The sequence below is a fragment of the Anoxybacillus kestanbolensis genome (genome assembly GCF_001996285.1).
GTDB lineage: Bacteria > Bacillota > Bacilli > Bacillales > Anoxybacillaceae > Anoxybacillus > Anoxybacillus kestanbolensis_A.
Map to the genome: position 1 here is coordinate 1 of NZ_MQAD01000022.1, position 20539 is coordinate 20539.

The 20539-nt window shown below is 41.2% G+C and carries 6 protein-coding genes and 1 pseudogene; all 7 read left to right on the forward strand.

Annotated features, from left to right (window positions below; all coding sequences use genetic code 11):
- Positions 1-298 precede the first annotated feature (298 nt).
- Entirely contained in the window at positions 299-406 is a 108-nt protein-coding gene (locus BO219_RS14875; RefSeq protein WP_019418134.1) for a putative holin-like toxin, read from the forward strand.
- Positions 407-696: 290 nt separating this feature from the next.
- Positions 697-1077 (forward strand): annotated as a pseudogene (locus tag BO219_RS11465) (transposase); the annotation flags it as partial.
- A 191-nt stretch (positions 1078-1268) separates the two neighbouring features.
- Positions 1269-1406 carry a hypothetical protein gene (locus tag BO219_RS14580; protein WP_158074597.1) on the forward strand — a complete coding sequence of 46 codons (138 nt, stop codon included), beginning with the start codon at positions 1269-1271 and terminating at the stop codon, positions 1404-1406.
- A gap of 235 nt (positions 1407-1641) precedes the next feature.
- On the forward strand, positions 1642-7593 hold the full coding sequence (locus tag BO219_RS11470; RefSeq protein ID WP_143271295.1) for a pullulanase X25 domain-containing protein: 5952 nt from the start codon (positions 1642-1644) through the stop codon (positions 7591-7593).
- Positions 7594-7744: 151 nt separating this feature from the next.
- Entirely contained in the window at positions 7745-12034 is a 4290-nt protein-coding gene (locus tag BO219_RS11475) for a S8 family serine peptidase (protein ID WP_077429625.1), read from the forward strand.
- Positions 12035-12080: 46 nt separating this feature from the next.
- Positions 12081-18584 carry an S-layer homology domain-containing protein gene (locus tag BO219_RS11480; protein ID WP_077429626.1) on the forward strand — a complete coding sequence of 2168 codons (6504 nt, stop codon included), beginning with the start codon at positions 12081-12083 and terminating at the stop codon, positions 18582-18584.
- Positions 18585-18656: 72 nt separating this feature from the next.
- Positions 18657-20417, forward strand: coding sequence for an S-layer homology domain-containing protein (locus BO219_RS15050; RefSeq protein ID WP_077429627.1), 1761 nt, complete (start codon positions 18657-18659; stop codon positions 20415-20417).
- Positions 20418-20539: the final 122 nt, after the last annotated feature.

Sequence of the window (20539 nt, forward strand, 5' to 3'; positions counted from 1 at the left end):
GAAGACTAGCTTTTATAAGTTCTTTGTTTTTTCGACATGTTCATCGGCTCCTTCCTGTCTTCTGTATGGACATCTTTTTCCCGATTTATACATGTCTACTTTTAAAGGCTCACTCCACTGTCACGCCCCGAAGATTGTCGAAGATTGATAGAGACAGAGGGTCATTGGATGATCCTCTGTTTTTTGTTGCAACTGTCGTTGAAATTGCGAGAGGGATAGAGAAATGTTACAATCTCCATAGCAACTACATAAGCAGGGTGGGCGGTTGACCACTTCCCCGATGAAGGGAGGTGGGAATATGACGACGTATGAAGCATTGAGTCTTATTGCGCAATTCAGCTTAGTGTTCATCGGAATGCTAACATTGACTGTTACCATCGTCGTCTATATAAACAAAAAGAAATAACCGTCCCCCCTCGACCAAAGGTGTGAAACGGTTATTTCTTTTTTATCTGTTACACATCTAAAGGTCAGCCGCTCTTCTTGCGGCATGTAGTTGCCTGCTGAGTGTTCACCGCACTCAGCTTTTTTATTTTATGAAGTATCTGCTTATATTATACAAATGATATAGCTAGTTTGACAAGTGAGATGGGGCAGCGTGCCAGTCACCTGTCGAGAGAAATTTTTCTTTTGATGCAGGATTTTCGCTGTTTTTGTCGAAGGGATATGCAAGAAAATTCATGTGAGGTGAAAAGTGTGGGTCGGGCAAGGCGGATATGGGTGCCGCATTTGTTTTATCATATTGTGTGCCGTGGAAATCGGCGTGATCCGTTGTTTAAAGAAGCAAATGATTTTCGCGCGTTTTTGTATATCCTCGAGCAGCTTCATGAAAACATTCCGTTTGAACTCGCTTCGTATTGCCTCATGACGAATCATTTTCATCTTCAACTTCGCTCACCACAACAATCCATTTCCAAAGTCATGGCACTGATTAACAAACGATACGCCAATTATTACAATACACGTTACGGATTAACCGGTCATGTGTTTGAAAAGCGTTACTTCAGTAAACTCATTGACGATGACGTAGGGATGTTAGAAGTCAGTCGCTATATTCATCTCGACCCTGTCGAGGCGCGTAACGAGAGTAGCTTTTCGCGAAATCGGGCGCGATGAACAAGGAAGGAAACAGTCTTGTAAGTTTTCTGTAACGGTGTTAAGTATGGTGCGAGTGATTCGAATGGCGGAAGAAAGAGCGAGAATCAATGAAAGCCAGCAGGCAATAAAAAAAATATTTAAGCGCAAGATTAGGATTGGAAAGTAAACCGATGCAAAATAAAGTAGATCGTATTACGGATTTGTATTTGTTGCATCATTTGCTAGACGATTTATATCGAGCAGAGAAGAAGGAAGAAATGGATGATTTAATTGATATCGTATTAGAAAAACAAAAGAATATGATGTAGGGTATATCACGTCCAAATGGGATGTTGATATGGAGTAGTGGAATGTGAAGCAGGTTTACGATCATGGCGAATGAGAGTATTATAAATACACAAAAAATTCAAAAATTTTTATTGAAATTTCTTCTTTTTTTATGTACGATACTTAGTAAGTGGGGCCGTTTGTTACCCCTTTACTATACCCCTTTGTGCAAACGGTTTCACTCGAAAGAAAATTTAAATAAAGGAGGAGCAAATGGTGAAGGGAAGATGGAGAAAGTATGTCGCTTATTTCTCAATCTTTTTGCTTTTTGCACAGTTGTTTTCATTTAGCGCAATCGTTCGCGCAAATGAACCAGTGCAAAGCCCTGTTGTCAACGGAAACGATGTGACGTTTCGCTACGTTGGAACGGGAGAAGAGCAGTCTGTTTTGCTGGTCGGATCGTTTAATGACTGGCAAACAGATGGTGAGAAAAAGATTGAATTGACGAAAGAAAGCGATCATATTTGGTCAGTAACAAAAACGCTTCCAGATGGAACGTACATGTACAAATTTGTTGTAGACGAAAATTGGATGACAGATCCATTAAATAACAACAAAGCAGATGATGGATATGGCGGAAAAAATAGCGTCGTCGTTGTCGGTCAACCTGTCGAACAACAACGAACCGTCACGCTTGTTGGGAACTTACAAGATGAATTTGGACATACAAGTGAATGGGATCCGAAAGCGACTGCTACGATCATGACGCATGAAGGCAATGGATTGTACACATTCACAGGAACGCTTCCAGCAGGAACGTATGAATACAAAATTGCCATAAACGGTAGTTGGGATGAAAACTACGGCGCTGGGGGACGTGGTGGTAACAACATTTCACTTACGTTACAACAAGAAACGGAAGTAACGTTTTATTACCACGATAGTACTCATGCGATCGCTGATTCAACGTGGTATACGCCGATTCCAAAAGAAAAACAGCCACGATTAGTCGGAACGATTTTGCCTGCGATCGGCTATGAAGAAGAAAACGATGGTTGGACGCCAGAGACGTCAACCGCATTTTTTACAGACGATGACTTTGACTCCGTTTATACATTTAGCGCACGTGTGCCAAAAGGAACATATGAATATAAAGTAGTGTTAGGGAATAATTGGAGTGAGAGTTACCCACAAGATAATGCTAAATTAAACGTGTTAGAAGAAACGACAATTACGTTCTTCTTTAACGCAAAAACAAAGGAGTTATATACAGACTACAGTCCAACAGGTTCGGATGGCAACGTTGACAAAGATCGTTTAAAGCATAATACGTGGGACTCTTTATATCGCCAACCGTTTGGTGCGGTGAAAGTGGGAGAACAAGTTACGCTTCGATTAGCTGCGAAAGAAGGAGATGTAACAAAAGCGAGCTTATATGTAAAAAATACAACAACTGGAACAGCGAAGTTATATTCCATGAACAAAGTCGGTGTCATCGGTGACGATGAATATTGGGAAGCGACGTTTAAACCAGATGACAAAGGGTTATATGGCTATAAATTTATCGCGATGGACGGCTCTGCCAAAGCGGAATATGGTGAAGATACACAAGAAGGTCAATGGGGACGAGCAGTCGATAAAAATGCAGAATTGTTCCAGTTGACGGTATATGATCCAAACTATAAAACGCCAGATTGGATGAAACAGGCGGTTGTTTATCAAATTTTCCCTGATCGTTTCTTTAACGGCAATCCAGACAATGACGATGCTAAATCGAATGCACGAGGAAATGAACCAATTGAACATCGCGAATGGTCGCAACTTCCAGATAATCCACGCATGAAAGGGACAGCTGGATATGATGGCGATGGCATTTGGTCGAACGACTTTTTCGGTGGAGATATTGCAGGAATTGAACAAAAGCTAGATTATTTACAATCTCTTGGGGTTAATACGATATATTTAAACCCGATTGCTAAAGCGCCGTCAAACCATAAATATGATGCGAATGACTACAAAGAGCTTGATCCAATGTTTGGAACGCCTGAAGAATTTCAATCATTTGTGCAAGCGGTTGCATCTCGTGGTATGCACTTAATTTTAGACGGTGTATTTAATCACGTATCAGACGATTCCATTTATTTTGACCGCTATGGAAAATATCCAACCGTTGGAGCATACGAATATTGGTCGGCTGTGTATGATTTGATGAATGAAAAAGGATTATCAGAAGAACAAGCTCGTGCTCAAGTTGAACAAAAGTTTAAAGATGAAGGGCAAGAGTTTAGCCCATATGGTTTTCACTTATGGTTCAACATCGAAAACGAAAAAGTAAACGGTGTGTACAAATATCAATCGTGGTGGGGATTTGATAGTTTACCAGAATTCAAATCAATTCTTGGCAATAAAGTAAAATATGCGAGCGAGTTAAATAACGAACAGCTTGCAAATTACATTTTTTACGAAGACGATTCTGTTGCTAAAAGCTGGATCGCGCGCGGAGCTTCGGGCTGGCGCTTAGACGTTGCTAATGAAGTCGATACACAGTTTTGGCGCGAATTTCGTAAAGAGTTGTTGCAAGGTGACTACGACCGTGGCCCAACGTTGAAAAACGGGGAGCAACCGTTAATTCTCGGTGAAATTTGGGATGATGCGTCAAAATACTTCCTAGGCGATCAATACGATTCAGTGATGAACTATCGTTTCCGTGGCGCTGTGTTAGACTTTTTACGAAATGGGAAAGCGGAAGATATTGATGCCCGACTAACAGCGATTCGTGAAGATTATCCGGAGGAAGCGTTTTATGCGCTCATGAACTTAATTGGTTCACACGATACGGCACGCGCTGTTTTCTTACTTGGAAACGGAACGGATTCATACGAACGTGCCGAACTTGATCCGAATTATAATGAAGAACTCGGTAAAAAGCGGTTAAAACTCGCTGCTATTTTACAAATGGGTTATCCAGGTGCGCCGACAATCTACTATGGTGATGAAGCAGGAGTGACAGGTTCGAAGGATCCGGACGATCGTCGTACGTATCCGTGGGGAAGTGAGGACGAGCAACTCATTGCACACTATCAAAAAGTAGGTGCTATTCGTACCGCGCATCAAAACGTATTAGCAAAAGGTACAATTGAGACGGTGTATGCGAAAGGAGACGTATACGTTTTCGCTCGTCAATATGAAAAAGACGTCGCGCTTATTGCGGTAAACCGCGGCAATAGTGAACAAACGGTTGAGTTGGATGTCGCTTCACTTATTCCAAATGGCATCAAATTAGTAGATGAACTACATGATTCATATGATGTAACCGTAACAAATGGAAAAGTCACATTACGTGTTCCAGCAATGGACGGTCGAATGTTATTTGGAAAAGTAACTGTCGCTCTTCCGAATGAAGTAACAAATGTTCAAGCGACAGCAGGCGTTGGTCAAGTGACGTTAACGTGGGGAGGCGATGCACCAACGTACCGTATTTATCAATCTACATTAAAAGGTGCAGGTTATGAGCTTGTGAAAGAAACGAATGAAAAGACAGCTGTGATAGACAATTTGAAAAACGGTACCGCATATTACTTTGCGATTACAGCTGTTGATGAAAACGGAAATGAGTCCATGAAAGTAGAAACAAGCCGCCTTGTCCCACATTATCCATTAGCAGAAGAGCACGTTGCTTTACTTTCTGAAGTGAACGGTGGAGTGCTCGATTTAGCTGCTTTAATTACGGTTGAAGCGAAAGTGCAAATCGATAATGTAACGAAACATGGGTTAGCTGACGGTTTACAAGCGGTGTTGCAAGTGAAAAAACCGAATAGCGACAAATGGGAAGACATACAAGCAACGTACGACCGACAAGATGGCGATGCGAATGTATTCCGTGCATCGTTCACTCCGCTACAAGCAGGAACGTACACGTATCGTTATGGATTTACGACAAATCTTGGCGATGATTGGGTGTACACAAGCGAAAAAACATTTACGCTCACCGCAAATACAGAGGATGTGCAAGCACCTGCCAAAGGGATTCAACTTGTTCAACCAGACGTTGAATCCGGTCAAGTGAATTTAACGTGGTCGTTCGTAGATCGAGATGACAATGACGCCTATATGCTTGTCATTGAGCGCGATCGTCAAATCATTTATACAACAACGAATATCGGTACATCATTTACTGATTACGATGTTGAAAACGGAAAAACATATACGTATGTCGTAAAGTTGTATGACCGTGCTGGGAACGTTGTCGCATCAAATGACGTGCAAATTACGCCAGACATCGTGATGGTTCAAGTGACGTTTAAAGTGAAAGCACCAAGCTATACACCGTTAGATACGCGCATTACGATTCCAAATAGTATCAACGGTTGGAATACAGGTGCATGGGAAATGACGCGCGGTGGAGCGGTCACACCTGATTGGGAATTTACAACGGAGCTTCAAGAAGGCGAAACAATTACTTATAAGTATGTAAAGGGTGGTTCATGGGATCAAGAAGGGCTAGCTGATCATACGCGTGACGATCAAACAGATGATGACGACAGCTACTACGGTTACGGTGCGATTGGCACAGAGTTAAAAGTGACTGTGCACAATCAAGGTAATAATAAAATGGTCATCCAAGACTATATTTTACGTTGGATTGACATGCCTGTCGTTGTTGAAGATGTCATCAAAGACGGTGATCGTGTGACGATTAAAGGAAATGCGATTAAAGATGGTGTATTAACAATTAATAAAGAGCGTGTAACAATTCAAGACGACATGTCATTTACGTACACGTTCACACCAGCAGCAAACCAAAAAGAAATAGCGATTCACATTGAACCGTCTGAAAGAAGCAAATCCGACATTTTCAAAAATGACGGTGGTGCGATTGCGAAAAATACGAAAGATTACGTATTAAACCTCGACACAAAACAATTGCGTGAGGGGGTATTACAAGAAGATACGGGTAGCGACACAACACCAGGCGGTGGCACAACACCAGGTAGCGACACAACACCAGGGAAAGTCGAAAACGGTGCAGTTGTTTTACAACCACAAGTAGAGACGAAAGAAAAAGATGGAAAAGTCGTAGAAAAAATTGCGACCGTTTCGTCAAATGAAGTGGCTTCTATTGTTAGCGCACTTTCAAATGAAAATAAACAAGTTGTCATCTCTCTTGGTTCGCTTGCAAAAGGTGTGACTACAAAAGTAGATGTACCAGCTACATTGTTTACACAGGCGGCAAATAAGCAAGGAGAAGCAACGATTGTGAGTGCAACTGAGCAGGCGACATACAAATTGCCAGCAAAAGAAGTACAAGCGTCTCTGGCAGCGATTGCAAAAACACTCGGTGCAACAGTCGAACAAGTAAACATCTCGATCGAAATGAAAGTAAAAGATGCTCCACAACTACGTGCGAAAGCATTATCTGATGCAGTAGAGTTTCATGTTGTGGCGAAGGCAAACGGAAAAGAACAAGTGATTGATCGTTTTACTCAATATGTTGAACGTGAAATCGTATTGAAGCAGGCGGTGAATGCAAGTCGTTCTATTGTGGTGCGCGTAAACGATGACGGTTCCATTACACCTGTACCGACCACATTTGTTGGCAACAAAGCGGTCATCAAGTCATTGACGAACTCGACATACGTCGTCGTTGAAGGAACACATACATTTAGCGACATCGAGCAACATTGGGCGAAAGGATATATCGAAACATTGGCAGCTAAACAGCTTGTGAAAGGTATGACGGAAACAGCATACCGACCAAATGAGCAGATGACACGTGCCCAGTTTGCTGTGTTGCTTGTACGTGCATTAGCATTGCCACATGAAACATATGACGGTCGATTTGCTGATGTAAAAGGCACAGAATGGTTTAACAAAAACGGTGAATTAGCGGCTGCAGTCAAACTAGGTATCATTCAAGGAAAAACAGCCAATACGTTTGCGCCAAATGAGCCAATCACTCGCGCGCAAGCAGCTGTTATGATCGGGCGAGCATTGAAACTTTCGTTTGTTGGCTATGATGAGGCAACAAACGACAAAACGAAAAAGGTAACAGATTTCCGCGATGCAAAACAATTGCCAACATGGGCAAAACAGGCGATTGAAGCAGTATACCAAGCAGGAATTATGCAAGGAAGGGATAATGGAAGTTTTGATCCTACGGGCCATATGACGCGCGCCGAAATGGCGAAAGTATTGGCGGAGTTTTTAGGAAAAGTAAAATTGATGTAACGAAAGGGAGGCCTCCGATATGGAGGTCTTTCTTAATGTCGGAAAATGTCGAAAATTACATAAGGAAATAGAAAAATAAGAATATTATAATATTTTATGTATTTTATAGTTTCATAACTTTATTTTTCCATTATAGAAGGGAGAGGAAAAAGTGAAGTGGAAAAAACCTTTTAGTGTCATGACGACAACGGTGTTAATGGCGAGTATGTTTGCCGGAAGTGCATGGGCAAATGATTCTTCAAGCCGTGCGACGTCTGTTGTCTCATATTCTAGTAAGTTGCAAAGAGAGCTTGTGCAAAAAAAGCTAGAGAAGCAACTAAAAAAACTTCCACAAAAAGTAGAGTGGAAAGAAACAGACAACGTACGTGTTGTCGTTGAAGTGGAAGGAAAAACACCGCTTCAATACGCCACAGAGCAAGGCAAGCTGTATAAGGATTTATCAGAACAAACGCGAGAGCAGCTTGAAAAACAAGCGGAACAAAAACAAAAAGAAGCATTGCAACAAATTCAACAATCGGGTGTTGATGTAGACGTTGAACAATCGTTTACAACGGTCGTAAACGGGTTCAGTACAGAAGTGCAATATGGCGATATTGAAAAAATTCAAAGTTTGCCATCGGTTAAAGCTGTTCATCTTGTCAACGCCTATGAACGTCCACAACCGATGCCAAATATGAAAACAAGCCATCAATTTATTCAGTCGCAAGCAACATGGGCAGACGCACAGTTGCGTGGTGAAGGTACTGTCATTGCGATTATTGATACAGGCGTTGATCCATCGCATCAAGATATGAAATTAAGTGAAACAACGGAAGAAGCATTAACAAAAGATGAAGTGGAACAAATTGTTAGTGAACATCACCTCCCAGGAAAATACTTCACAGAAAAAGTGCCGTACGGATATAACTACTTCGATAAAACAGACGAAATTCGTGATCTTGGTCCAGCAGCTTCTATGCATGGCATGCACGTAGCTGGCACAGCTGCGGCAAACGGTCAAATTTCTGGTGTTGCACCAGAAGCACAAGTGTTAGCCATGAAAGTATTTAGTAATGATCCGATGTATGCATATACATATGACGATGTGTATGTAGCGGCTATTGACGATGCGATTAAACTCGGTGCAGACGTGATTAACATGAGTTTAGGAAGTGCAGCTGCATTTTATAATGAACAAGATATGGCGAGTGAAGCGATTGCGCGCGCAACAGAAAATGGAATCGTCGTATCCGTCTCAGCAGGAAACTCAGGTCATTTCGCTTACGGATTTGGTAACCCACTCGCTGAGAATCCTGATATCGGGACTGTTGGAGCCCCAGGTCTAGCAGCAAATGCCCTTCAAGTTGCAGCAACAGGGAATGAAAGATATTTATATGAAACATTTGTCAATGTGGGTGACTATCAATTTGTAGGTTATGGGGCAGATAATTGGGTGAAAGCGTTTGGCGATGATCCAGTTGAGTTAGTTTCCCTTGGTGGTGCGTATGGCTTTGTTGAAGATTATGATGGCATAGACGTAAAGGGAAAAGTTGTTCTTGTTCAACGTGGACAGATTTCATTTTATGAAAAAACAATGAATGCTAAAGAAGCCGGAGCGATTGGTATTATTGTTTACAATAACGGAAACCCGAACTTTTACAAAGATCAAGGTGGATGGGATCTCATTCCATTTATGAAAATCCAAACAGAAGATGGACAAGCATTAGAGGAGCTGATTGCTAAGGCTGGTGGTTCGCTTCAAGTCAACTTTGCAGTCAAAGATCAAACCGAAGATCCAGAAATGGGACGAATGACAGACTTTACGTCATGGGGAACGACACCAAGTTTACAGTTGAAGCCAGAAATTTCTGCTCCAGGTGGAAATATTTATTCGACATTGCAAGACAATAAATATGGATATATGAGCGGAACATCGATGGCAGCGCCACATGTAGCAGGCGGTGCAGCGCTTGTTATGCAACATTTAAAAGAACAATTCCCGAATATGGGAACGAAAGAGCGCGCAAAATTAGCAAAAATTTTACTAATGAATACAGCGAATGTAATTACGGATCAAGAAGGTTATCCATTCTCGCCACGTCGCCAAGGTGCTGGAATGATGCAAACGTATGCAGCGGTTACAACGCCAGTATACGTCGTCAATACAACGACTGGTGAGGCGAAAGTCGAACTTGGTGATTTTACAGAGAAGTCAATTAAAATGACATTTACAGCATATAACATGTCAAACGAAGATGTCACATATGACGTGAAAGCGAATGCGTTAACCGATCTTGTAGATGGAGATTATAACGCTTTAGCGGCACGTCATATAGAGGGTGCAGTCATTTCGACAGAATCTGACCAAATTGTAGTTCCAGCGAATGGGAAAAAACAGTTTTCTATAAAAATCGATTTATCAAACGCGAAAATCCCAACAACTGCTGGGGCGAAAGAACTTCATGAAAATATTTTTGTTGAAGGATTTGTGCAATTGAAAAATGAAACAAAACCAGATTTAACGATCCCATATGTTGGTTTTTACGGCCATTGGGATGAACCGAATATTTTTGATGGCATTGCCGATCTTGGAGAAGCATCGTTTTACGGCTGGTCAACGATGATGGATGAAACGACATCGTTTTTAATGCCGAATGAGGAAGGAAAGTATGCATTTTCTCCAAATGGCGACGGCTTTATGGATCAAATTCAGCCACTGCCAACATTTTTACGCAATGCAAAAGAAGTGCAATACAACATTTTAAAAGATGAGAAACAACTTCGCCGTATTAAATCTGAAAACAACGTACGGAAAAATTTCTTTGATGCCGGAAGTGAGCCGCCATTCTCTTACATGGACGGTCGTCTATGGGATGGAACAGCAAAATTCCAAGTTGTTCCGGATGGAGAATATGCGTATGAACTAAAAGCAGTCATCGACTATCCGAATGCACGTTGGCAGTCGAAGAAAATTCCAGTTCTCGTTGATACGGTAGCACCGACTTTATCAGTTAACTATGATGAAGAAACAAATACGGTTTCATGGGAAGCTATTGAAAATGGTGCTGGTATTGCTGGTTACGATGTATTCGTAAACGGAGAATCGATTACAGGCGAAACATTGTTATCAAAAGAGGAAACGAGTGTAGAACTTCCACAAGTTTACACAAACGCGGAAGTAACGGTAGCTGCGATTGACTATGCTGGAAACGTCAATTTTGCTTCAACGGTCGTAGCGGATGAAGAAGCGCCAATCATTTCACTATTCTCGCCGGAACCACTTAGCGCGTATGGTTCAAGAGATGTACATGTTTTTGGTGCAATTAGTGATGTGTCAAATGTTGAAGTGACTGTGAATGGAAAGAAAGTGACGGTAATTAATGACCAAATGATCGGCAAATATTTCTCTACGGTTGTGTCATTTGAAAGTGACGGTGTGAAAGACATCCAAGTAACAGCAACCGATGAAAAAGGTCAATCGATTACGATTAACCGTACGGTGTTTGTTGACTCAACGCCAGGGGAAATCGAATTTGTAGAACGTGTGCCGAAGTATGTCACACATGATGTGGACAAGTTTAACTTGCAAGTGAAATTAAAAGATAATTACCGCCATATGCAATTTTATGTCGACGACGATTTTGCTTATGGGGTAGATTTTGAAAGCCCGTTTGTTATGAAAGATTATGAACATACGTATACGCAAGAGTTGCAGCTAGAGGAAGGGCTCAACACATTTGTGCTTACATTAAAAGATCTTGGTGGCCATGTGACACAAAAAGTTGTATCGATTTATCGTCTAGCAGAAGGAGAACAGCCACCAAAAATAGAGATTACAGACACATACGTACAACCAAACCAATTTGTTAGCACAAACCGTCCAGCATGGTTCAGTGCATACGCAAACGAAGAAGTGACGTGGAAAGTAAAAGTGAAAAATCCAATCGGTGAGGAGCAACAACTTCCAGAACAAATAGGACAGGAGTACTCTTACGCTTATCAAGTGGGACAAGATGCGATGAACGGCACATATACTGTGACGTTTGAGGCATACGATGCAGAAGGGAAGCTCGTTGATTCGAAAGTCAATACATTCGTTGTATACAACTATGAAACGCTAATTGAAGCGGTAAAAGTATTAAATGAAAACGGTGAGGAGCAAACATCGTTCAATCAAACGGGTTCTGCTTACGTGATGGCACGTGTTCAAAACTTAGAATACGCGCCAGTCAAACCGCTTGTTATTTTACAAGTGCTTGATGCAAATCGCCGCGTCGTTGGACGGGCTTTCCTAACGATCGATCAACTTGATCCACAGCGAACAAACGGTCTTGGTATGCAATTGCCACTTTCATCCCTTGCAAAAGGAACGTATGCAGTAGAAGCATTCGTTTGGTCAGGATGGGATCAAAAAGCAATGGCTGAAGCAAATAAAGACAAAGTTCAATTCCAAGTAGAATAAAGGAGGGGTCTCTCCCCTCCTCATTAAAGTAAGGAGGAATGTCGCAGTGAGGAAAGCGTTATATACGCTATTAGCAATCTTACTTATTTTCTCATCTTTAGCTCCTTCTATTGCGGTATATGCACAGGAGGGGAAGAAAACGATTCAAATTGAACTGCCTGAAGGATATAAAGCAGTAGGGGAAGCAGATGGTTGGTTAGTCGGTTATAAAGAGGGAGATACTTATTCTTTTTGGGAATGGCTAGATGGTGAGCGTGACCAAGCGAATTTAGTTATTCCTGTTGACAAACTAAAACCAGATCTAACGTATGAACTAAGCTTCTCTATCGATATGAAAAATGAACAAAATGAATATGCCGTATATGCGGATACAAGAAAACTGACATACGAACAACTTGAAGCATTACTTGAAGGAGAAAAATTATCTTTGCCAACGGATCTTGTACCCGTTCAAGTGACAGGAGAAGGTACTCCGGTTACTAAAGAAGCTTCGGCTGAGTATTACTTATCGATGAAGCATGGTGATTTTACAACTCGTGTATATAATATCGAAGAGAAAGTATTCGTTCGCCCGCAAAAGATGACTGTGAGTTATCGGGGATTTGATGACGAGAACAACGGTTATGTAGTTTACAAACAATTTAACATCAACAAGGAAAATCATATATTATCGTTTGAAAATGCCTTTGATAATTTATCAACAATTCAAGTAAAAGGGAATAAAAAAATACGATCTTTTACTATTTGGAAAGAAAATCAACGTAACGCTTCTTCTATTGGATTGTGGAACGATCATGTTTCTAATTTGCGTGTGACACCAGGAATTTATGAATTGGGATTTGATTTTGTTGATGAGCAGGGTTTTGTATATAGTATGACCGCTGTTCAACAAGATTTTACAACATCCCAAATGTTATCTTTAAGTGAAAATGTAGTTATCGAGAGATCAGATGTTTATTACAACAAAAACTTTAAAGGATATGATATTTATATAAATACTGCTTTTCATCAAGGGGACTTTAGATTAGATTGGGTTAATAAGCTGATTAATGGACAATATGGTGAGAGTATTAAACCTTCTATTCGTATTGTCAATGAACAAGGGAAGGACATTGCTTATGAAGTAGGGTATATGTCGTTATCTTTTGCTAGACTACAAACTGACAACTTACCAAACGGCACATATATCGTATACTATGATTTAACTCTTCCAGACGGAAATCATGTGTATTGGAAAAAGCAGTTTACGGTATCAGATGGAACGACACAACCTGTTCCGGAAAAAGAAGTTCATATTGAAACAGACCAAGCTATTTACTCGCCAAATAGTGAAGTGAAGTTGAACGGTTACGTACGTAAAAAAGGTCAAGCTGGTTACGGGATGAAACCGACGTTAAAAATCACATCTCCAACAAATGACGTTGTATATACGTATCAATGGAACGATGCAGATATTCAAACGGATGGTTCGATCGCTACGTCGTTTACACTAAATCAAGCAGTTACCGGTGTATATCAAGTTGATTTAGTGACAGGAACAGGTGAAAGAGCATATACGTCGTTTACTGTTTCTGAAAATGCAGCACCAATCATTGTTTCGCCACAAGATGGCTCGTTTGTTCGTGGGGACGATAATAAAATTTACATTCATGGATATGCCAAGGCGAATATCGATTTAACGGTACAAGCAAAACAAGGAGAAGAAGTAATTACATCTGTAAAAACAAAATCAGATGCCACAGGACGTTTCTCAGCTGAGTTGGAACTAGCAGATGGCACATATTCATTAGTTGTGTCAGATGGTGAACAATCATCTAAACCTGTAACGATTACAGTCGATACGACACCGCCAGCAAAGCCTGAAGTGACGATCAAAGAAGAAAATAACGAACTCGTTGTAAGTTGGAATGAAGATAAAGACGTCGCTTATTATAATGTCTTGCTTCAAATAAACGGTGGAGAGTGGCAACAACTCGAGTCAGGCTTGAATCGTCAAGAGTATCGTTATTCACCTCTGTTGCCAAATACGACATATCGTTTTAAAGTCGTTGCGGTCGATCAAATCGGAAATAGTAGTGATAAGATTGCTGAATGGAAAACGGAAGAATTTATTGCGACGACATTGCAAGTTCAAACAGATCAAGGCTATTTAAAAATTGGCAGGAACATGAATATTGAGTTATACGGTTCATACAAAGAAGGTTACAAAGCAACAGCGGTTATATATTATGACGGGGAACAGAAAGAAATTGATTTAACGTACGATATGGAGCGTAAAGCATACGTTGGATCGTTCCTCGTTGAGCAAGGCATGCACTTCGTTGATAAAGTCGTTGCATTTATTACAGACGAAAAAGGACAAAAGACAAACGAATTAACAGAGTACATTGGAAAGTACGTTGGGGCAACTGTTGAAGGGAACGTACGTACAAACGGTGAGCCATTAACAAAAGGAAAAGTGCAAATTGGTGCATACACAGCGGCTATTCAATCCGACGGTACGTTTACGCTCGAAGGATTGCCAGAAGGGTTTTACAGTATCGATATTTACGACGGAAAAGAATGGAATTACGCTGTTTCGACGATCCAATTGCAGTACGGACAAAAAGAGCAAATAACCGTTCATTTACCACAAGAAGTGCGCATTCATTTTGTTGATCAACATGGACAGGCAGTAACTGACCGTTTATACGTAGAAATGTACAACGATCGTGCATGGTTTAGTGGATACATTAATCAAAAAGGGCAGCTCGTTTCTTGGGATGGTCGTGCATTAAAACGTGTACCAGCTGGAGAGTATCAGTTAATTGTGTACGGAAACGGTTTATATGAAACGTTGGAAACAAAGGTCACGATTAATCCAGCGCACAATTATGTAAAAGAGCCAATTGAGTTCACATTAAACAAAAAAGACATCGAAGTTGTTGATGTCAAGCTGACGTTTAAAGATAAAGATGGAAATGTCATTACAGAACCGGATGCATATTTTTATTTATACCAATATGACGTATATCGCACATCGAATTACGATCTCGGTTTTTACCATTCAACATACCCGGTTGAATATAACGAAGATGGTAGTGTAACGATTCCGAATGTCGTTGTTGCAGATGGTTATTCGTTATATACAAGTGTACCTGGATATATCACGAAAGAACAAAAAGTAGACATTACAAAAGATCAGCATGATGTAGTGATCACACTCGATAAAGGATTGACAGTGACAGGAAAGATTGCAGATTACGACAAAATGACAAATGTGTGGATGTATGCATATACCGACAGCAGCTATGGTTACGTATCGTTTGTGGAGGATGGTACATTTACAATTAAAGGACTCAGCGCAAACGAAGAAATCACATATGTCGTCTCAGCAACTGATTATGTCGAAAAGAGAGAGACTGTTGCTGGGGCAAGTGAAGGTGACACGCTTGATCTTGGTACAATTACGTTAGAGAAAGCAAAGTACATTGATGGACGTGTGTACGAAGGAAGTACGCCACTCAAACATGTGTCCGTACATGTATACGATAAAGATGGACAATATGCAGGTTGGGCGCGTACCGATAAAGATGGCTATTTCAAAGTTCGCGGCTTACAACCAGGTATGTACAAACTTGAAGCATGGTACAACGGAAAGACACTTGAACAAGAAGTTAATATTCAAAGCGAATCACAAACGGTCACGCTTACATTTACGAAAGGAACAGGAAGTTTTGTAGGTGAAGGAAACCGCTTCGTTGCGTCTTTTGACACGGTCGTACCAGGAAAAACAATTGACTATAAGTTAACGTATCGAAATAACGGTACTGCAGATGAAGAGAACGTTCCTGTCACATTTACTTTGCCAAATCATGTGGAGCTTGTCAGCAACTCACTCGTTGTAAACGGACAGCAAGCGACGTTAACAGACGGTAAAGTGACCATTCCTAAAGTAAAAGCTGGTGAATCAGGATCTATTACTTTCCAAGTAAAAGTGAAAGATAGTGCGGATGATTTTGTACGTGTTGTTGCGAAGGTTGGAAATGGAGACGAATTATCAGCAACGACAAACGTATTGTTCGTCACTATGCAAGCACCAGCACAAACATCTGAGAAGCAAATAAAAGTATATGGAAAAGCAAAACCGAATGCTGTTGTTGAAGTATATGCAGATGGGAAAAAGTTAACAGAAACGAAAGTAGAAGGTCGTTGGTGGTTTGCGACAGTAACGTTACCTGTAACAAAAGAAAAAGAGTCCTTCCAGCTGTACGCTGTTGTAAAAGAGAACGGACAGCAGCACATGTCTGATGTTTCAACTGTTGAATACGATGCATCTGTTCCAAAAGTGGAAAAGGCCGAAGTATTTGCGGGATGGAACGGAACTGTATCGCTCAATCCTTATACCGGTGTCGCTTCATTTGCCGTTGTTGAGAAAACACCACTCGACACGAAAATTGTGTTTAGTGACGAAGTCGATGAGGCGTGGATTGAGTTTTTAGGTGAGCAGTACAAAATGGAAAAAGAAAGTGATGGAAAAACATTCACGTTTGATGGTTCAAAGCTCGGTGCTTGGAGCTCGTACGGTGAACAAATGTTACAGCTCATTTTCAAAGTGAAAGGGCAAGAAATTCACCTGCCACTCATGCAAATTATTGTGTTGATTGACCCATCAGGTTACGTATTCGAAGGTAGCATGGACAATCGGTTAGAAGGTGTAACAGCGGAAGTTCAACAGCTTCAAGGGGATGAGTGGGTGAAATGGAATGCCGAATTTTACGGTCAAGTGAACCCGCAAGTGACAGATGAAAATGGACGATACGGTTGGGACGTTATTAGTGGCAAGTGGCGTGTTGTCTTCTCAAAAGAAGGATATGAGACGTATATATCACGTATTGTAGACGTTCCGCCAGCGGAAACACAATTGAACGTACCACTTGTTCGTCAAAGTAATCCGCGCGTAGAGACAGCAACGCCTGCAACAAATGCGGAAAACGTAGATACGAATACAAGCATACAAGTTACATTCGATCGTCTCATGGACAAAGCGTCTATTGAACAATATGTAAGCGTATATGAAGTAAAAAATGGACAAAAAACAAAAGTATCCGGTACGTTCACATATGATCGCATCTTTAACGGTTATAAATCGGATGAAAGTAAAAAGGATGATAGTTTACTAGATGGCAAGGGTGAAAGCGGTTGGTTTATTGAAGATGGAACGAAAAAACTCGTTCAATCATTTACTTTCAAACCAAATGCACCACTCAAACATAATACGACATATGAAGTAGTAATCGACTCACAAGTAAAAGATTATGCTGGCAAGTTGATGACGGATTACACGTACACCTTTACGACAAAGCAACAGCCAGCGAACCCGACACCAACTCCAGGAGGAGGCTTAGGAGGGGCGCCAAGTCCAACGCCAACACCTGCTCCATCGACCGATGTTGGGAAAGAAGTGATCCAAAATGGCGAGAAGACGGTCGAACTATTTACAGAGCGTGTGTTAGAAATGGCGAAAAATGTCGACACAGTAAACATTGCTGTGGAGCATAAACAAGGAGAGCAAGGTATTCATACACTTAGCGTACAAGTGGCAAAACAGTTGGCTGAAGCGTTGGTGGCAAGCGGGAAATCTATGTCGATCGAGATGAATGGAGCTACTATCGTTTTAGCTAAAGATGTATTGAAATCATTTACGAAAGCGGATGTAAAACTATCCGTAAGTGTCAAAGATGTGAAGCAGGAGACTGAGGGCAAAGTCATTGCACCTGTATATGAACTGTCAGCTAAAACATTAGATGGCCAACATATACTAGGTGAAGAGCCTATTAAAGTCGCATTTAACGTCACATCGACGCCTGTTGATGCTCGGAAAGCGGCTGTATATCGCCTCAACGGTCAGTCGTATGAATATGTTGGGGGTGTGTACGACAAATCGAAAAAACAAATGGCCGTTTCACTCCGCACGTTTGGCACGTTTGCTTTGTTAGAACAAAATAAAACGTTTAATGATGTGACAAGTCGCTTGGCTTGGGCGAAAGACGAAATTGAAGTGCTTGCTTCTCGCTCAATTATTCAAGGCGTAACAAAAGATCACTTTGAGCCGAATAAACCGATTACACGCGCTCAATTTGCGGTATTGCTCGCACGCGCATTGCAGTTGCCGACGGACGTATACAAAGGTGTATTTACCGATGTTTCGTCACAGATGGTATGGGCTGCACCACATATTGAGGCTGCATATCGTGCAGGCATTGTGCAAGGAGATAAAGGGCTCTTTAAACCGAATGATGTCATTACGCGGGAACAAATGGCAACGATGCTTGTTCGTGCGCTTGCGTACAAAAATCAACATACAAAAGGTAATGAGCCGCTCACGTTTGCTGATGAGTCAGCAATTGCACCGTATGCGCGTGAACATGTCCAATTGGCCGCATCTTTACAATTAATTCGCGGTACGGTTGTTAACGGCAAACTTGTATTTAAACCGAAAGCGAATGCAACGCGCGCAGAATCAGCTGTTATGTTGTATCGCTTACTTCAACAAACAGGAGAGTTTTAATGAGTGGGGAATGGCTTCTGTCGAATAAGACAGAAAGCCATTCTTCTATGTTATTTTGAGGGAGGATGTCGGATGAAAAAAGTCATTGCAACACTATTAAGTCTACTGCTTATCTTCTCTTCTTTTCCTGCATGGGCGGCAGGGGTTACTGTATCGACAGATAAATCGGCTTATGTACGTGGAGAGAAAGTAAATATTGTTGGGAACGTACAAGGAAAAGGAACGAAGCCAACGTTAACTGTGCGGGGTCCTAATCAATCGATTGAGTACACATACCAGTGGAACGATAGTGAAATTAGCACAAACGGTGCTGTACAGACATTTTTTACATTAGGAGATCATGCGTCATATGGTACATATACCGTCACTTTAAAAGCAAGTAGCGGAGAAGCAACAACAACATTTGTCGTCGAAGAACCGAAAAAAGAAAAAGTCATTGAATTGACTGCACAATTAGACGCTTCTTCTTATGTAGAGGGCGATACAGTCACTGTTTTAGGATTAGTAAAAGAGGATGGGAAAGCACTAAGTACGAATGTACAAGTGACATGGACGAAAAGCGGCACAACATTAAAGCAAGAAAATGTTTTTTCAAATAGTAATGGTCAATATACAAATACATTTCGGGTCATTGAAACAGGCTCCTATACGGTAAAAGTCGAGGCGTTAGGGAAAGTAGTAGAAAAAAGTTTTTCTGTTTCAGCGGCACCAACACCGGGTCCGACGCCATCACCAAGTCCAAGTCCAACTCCAGCGCCTAAACCAACCCCACAACCTACTCCGTCAAAAGGAGAGGAAGTAGACGAGGCGGTACGTCAGCAACTACAATCGTCGGTGTCAACTGTGACGGTTCAAGTGGAAAAACAAGCAACAATTTCTGCGGCAACAGTTAGTGAACTCGTGAAAGCGAATAAGCCGTTAGCTATCCAAGTAAATGGTGCTACGGTAGCCCTTTCGCCAGCTGCTTTACAGTCGTTCGATGTGCGTGCAAATGTGACGGTTACAGCCACACCTGTGCAAAAAAGTGAAGCATATCGTGCATATGATTTTTCTATCCAAGTAGATGGAAAAAAATATGATCGTTCATTTGAGAAACCAATTGACATTCGTATGAATGTAGGTAAACAAATCAAACATGCTGATTATACAGCAGCATATTATTGGAATGAAAATATGAAGCAATGGGAGTATGTTGGTGGGGCATTAAAAGGGGAAGAATGGGTTGTATCTGTATCTCATTTTTCCACATATGCGGTCATCGAGCAATTTAAAACGTTTGCTGATGTGAACAAGCATTGGGCGAAAACGTATGTGGAATCATTAGCATCACGGATGATTGTTAAAGGAATGAAAGAAAATGAATTCGTGCCAAACGGAAAGGTGACACGTGCAGAGTTTGCTGTATTGTTAGCAAGAGTATTGCATTTACCGAAGACTACGTATAAAGGGACGTTTACGGACGTGAATGAAAAATTAAATTGGGCAGTTGCTGAAATTGAAGCAGCCAGCGCGGCTGGAATTGTTCGGGGAAGTGAGGGAAGATTTGACCCGTATGCTCCGATTACACGTGAACAAATGGCAACGATGATCGTCCGTGCGATTCAATATAAAAACGAGCAAGTTTTAGAAAAAGTAAAAGAAAGTAATGTATCATTTGCTGATGCTTCGGCGATTGCATCTTATGCTCGTGAAGATGTGCAATTGGCTGCTCAACTACAAATCATTGATGGGAAAATACAAAAAGGTCAGAGAGTTTTCGAACCAAAAGATAAAGCGACACGTGCAGAAGCAGCGAAAATGTTATATAAAATGCTTCGATTGTTACATGAATAAAAGGATGTCCGCCATGGACATCCTTTCAGACTGTTGACAAAATGGTTGTAAGACAGTTGTTTTACAACCATTTTGTTCCATTTTGATATTTGTTTTCCTTGATGAACCGACGAAAATAACGA

Excerpts from the sequence above, each read along its gene's own strand:
- BO219_RS14580 (WP_158074597.1), top strand. The coding sequence starts at position 1,269 with ATGCAAAATAAAGTAGATCGTATTACGGATTTGTATTTGTTGCATCAT.
- BO219_RS14875 (WP_019418134.1), top strand. The coding sequence starts at position 299 with ATGACGACGTATGAAGCATTGAGTCTTATTGCGCAATTCAGCTTAGTG.
- BO219_RS15050 (WP_077429627.1), top strand. The coding sequence starts at position 18,657 with ATGAAAAAAGTCATTGCAACACTATTAAGTCTACTGCTTATCTTCTCT.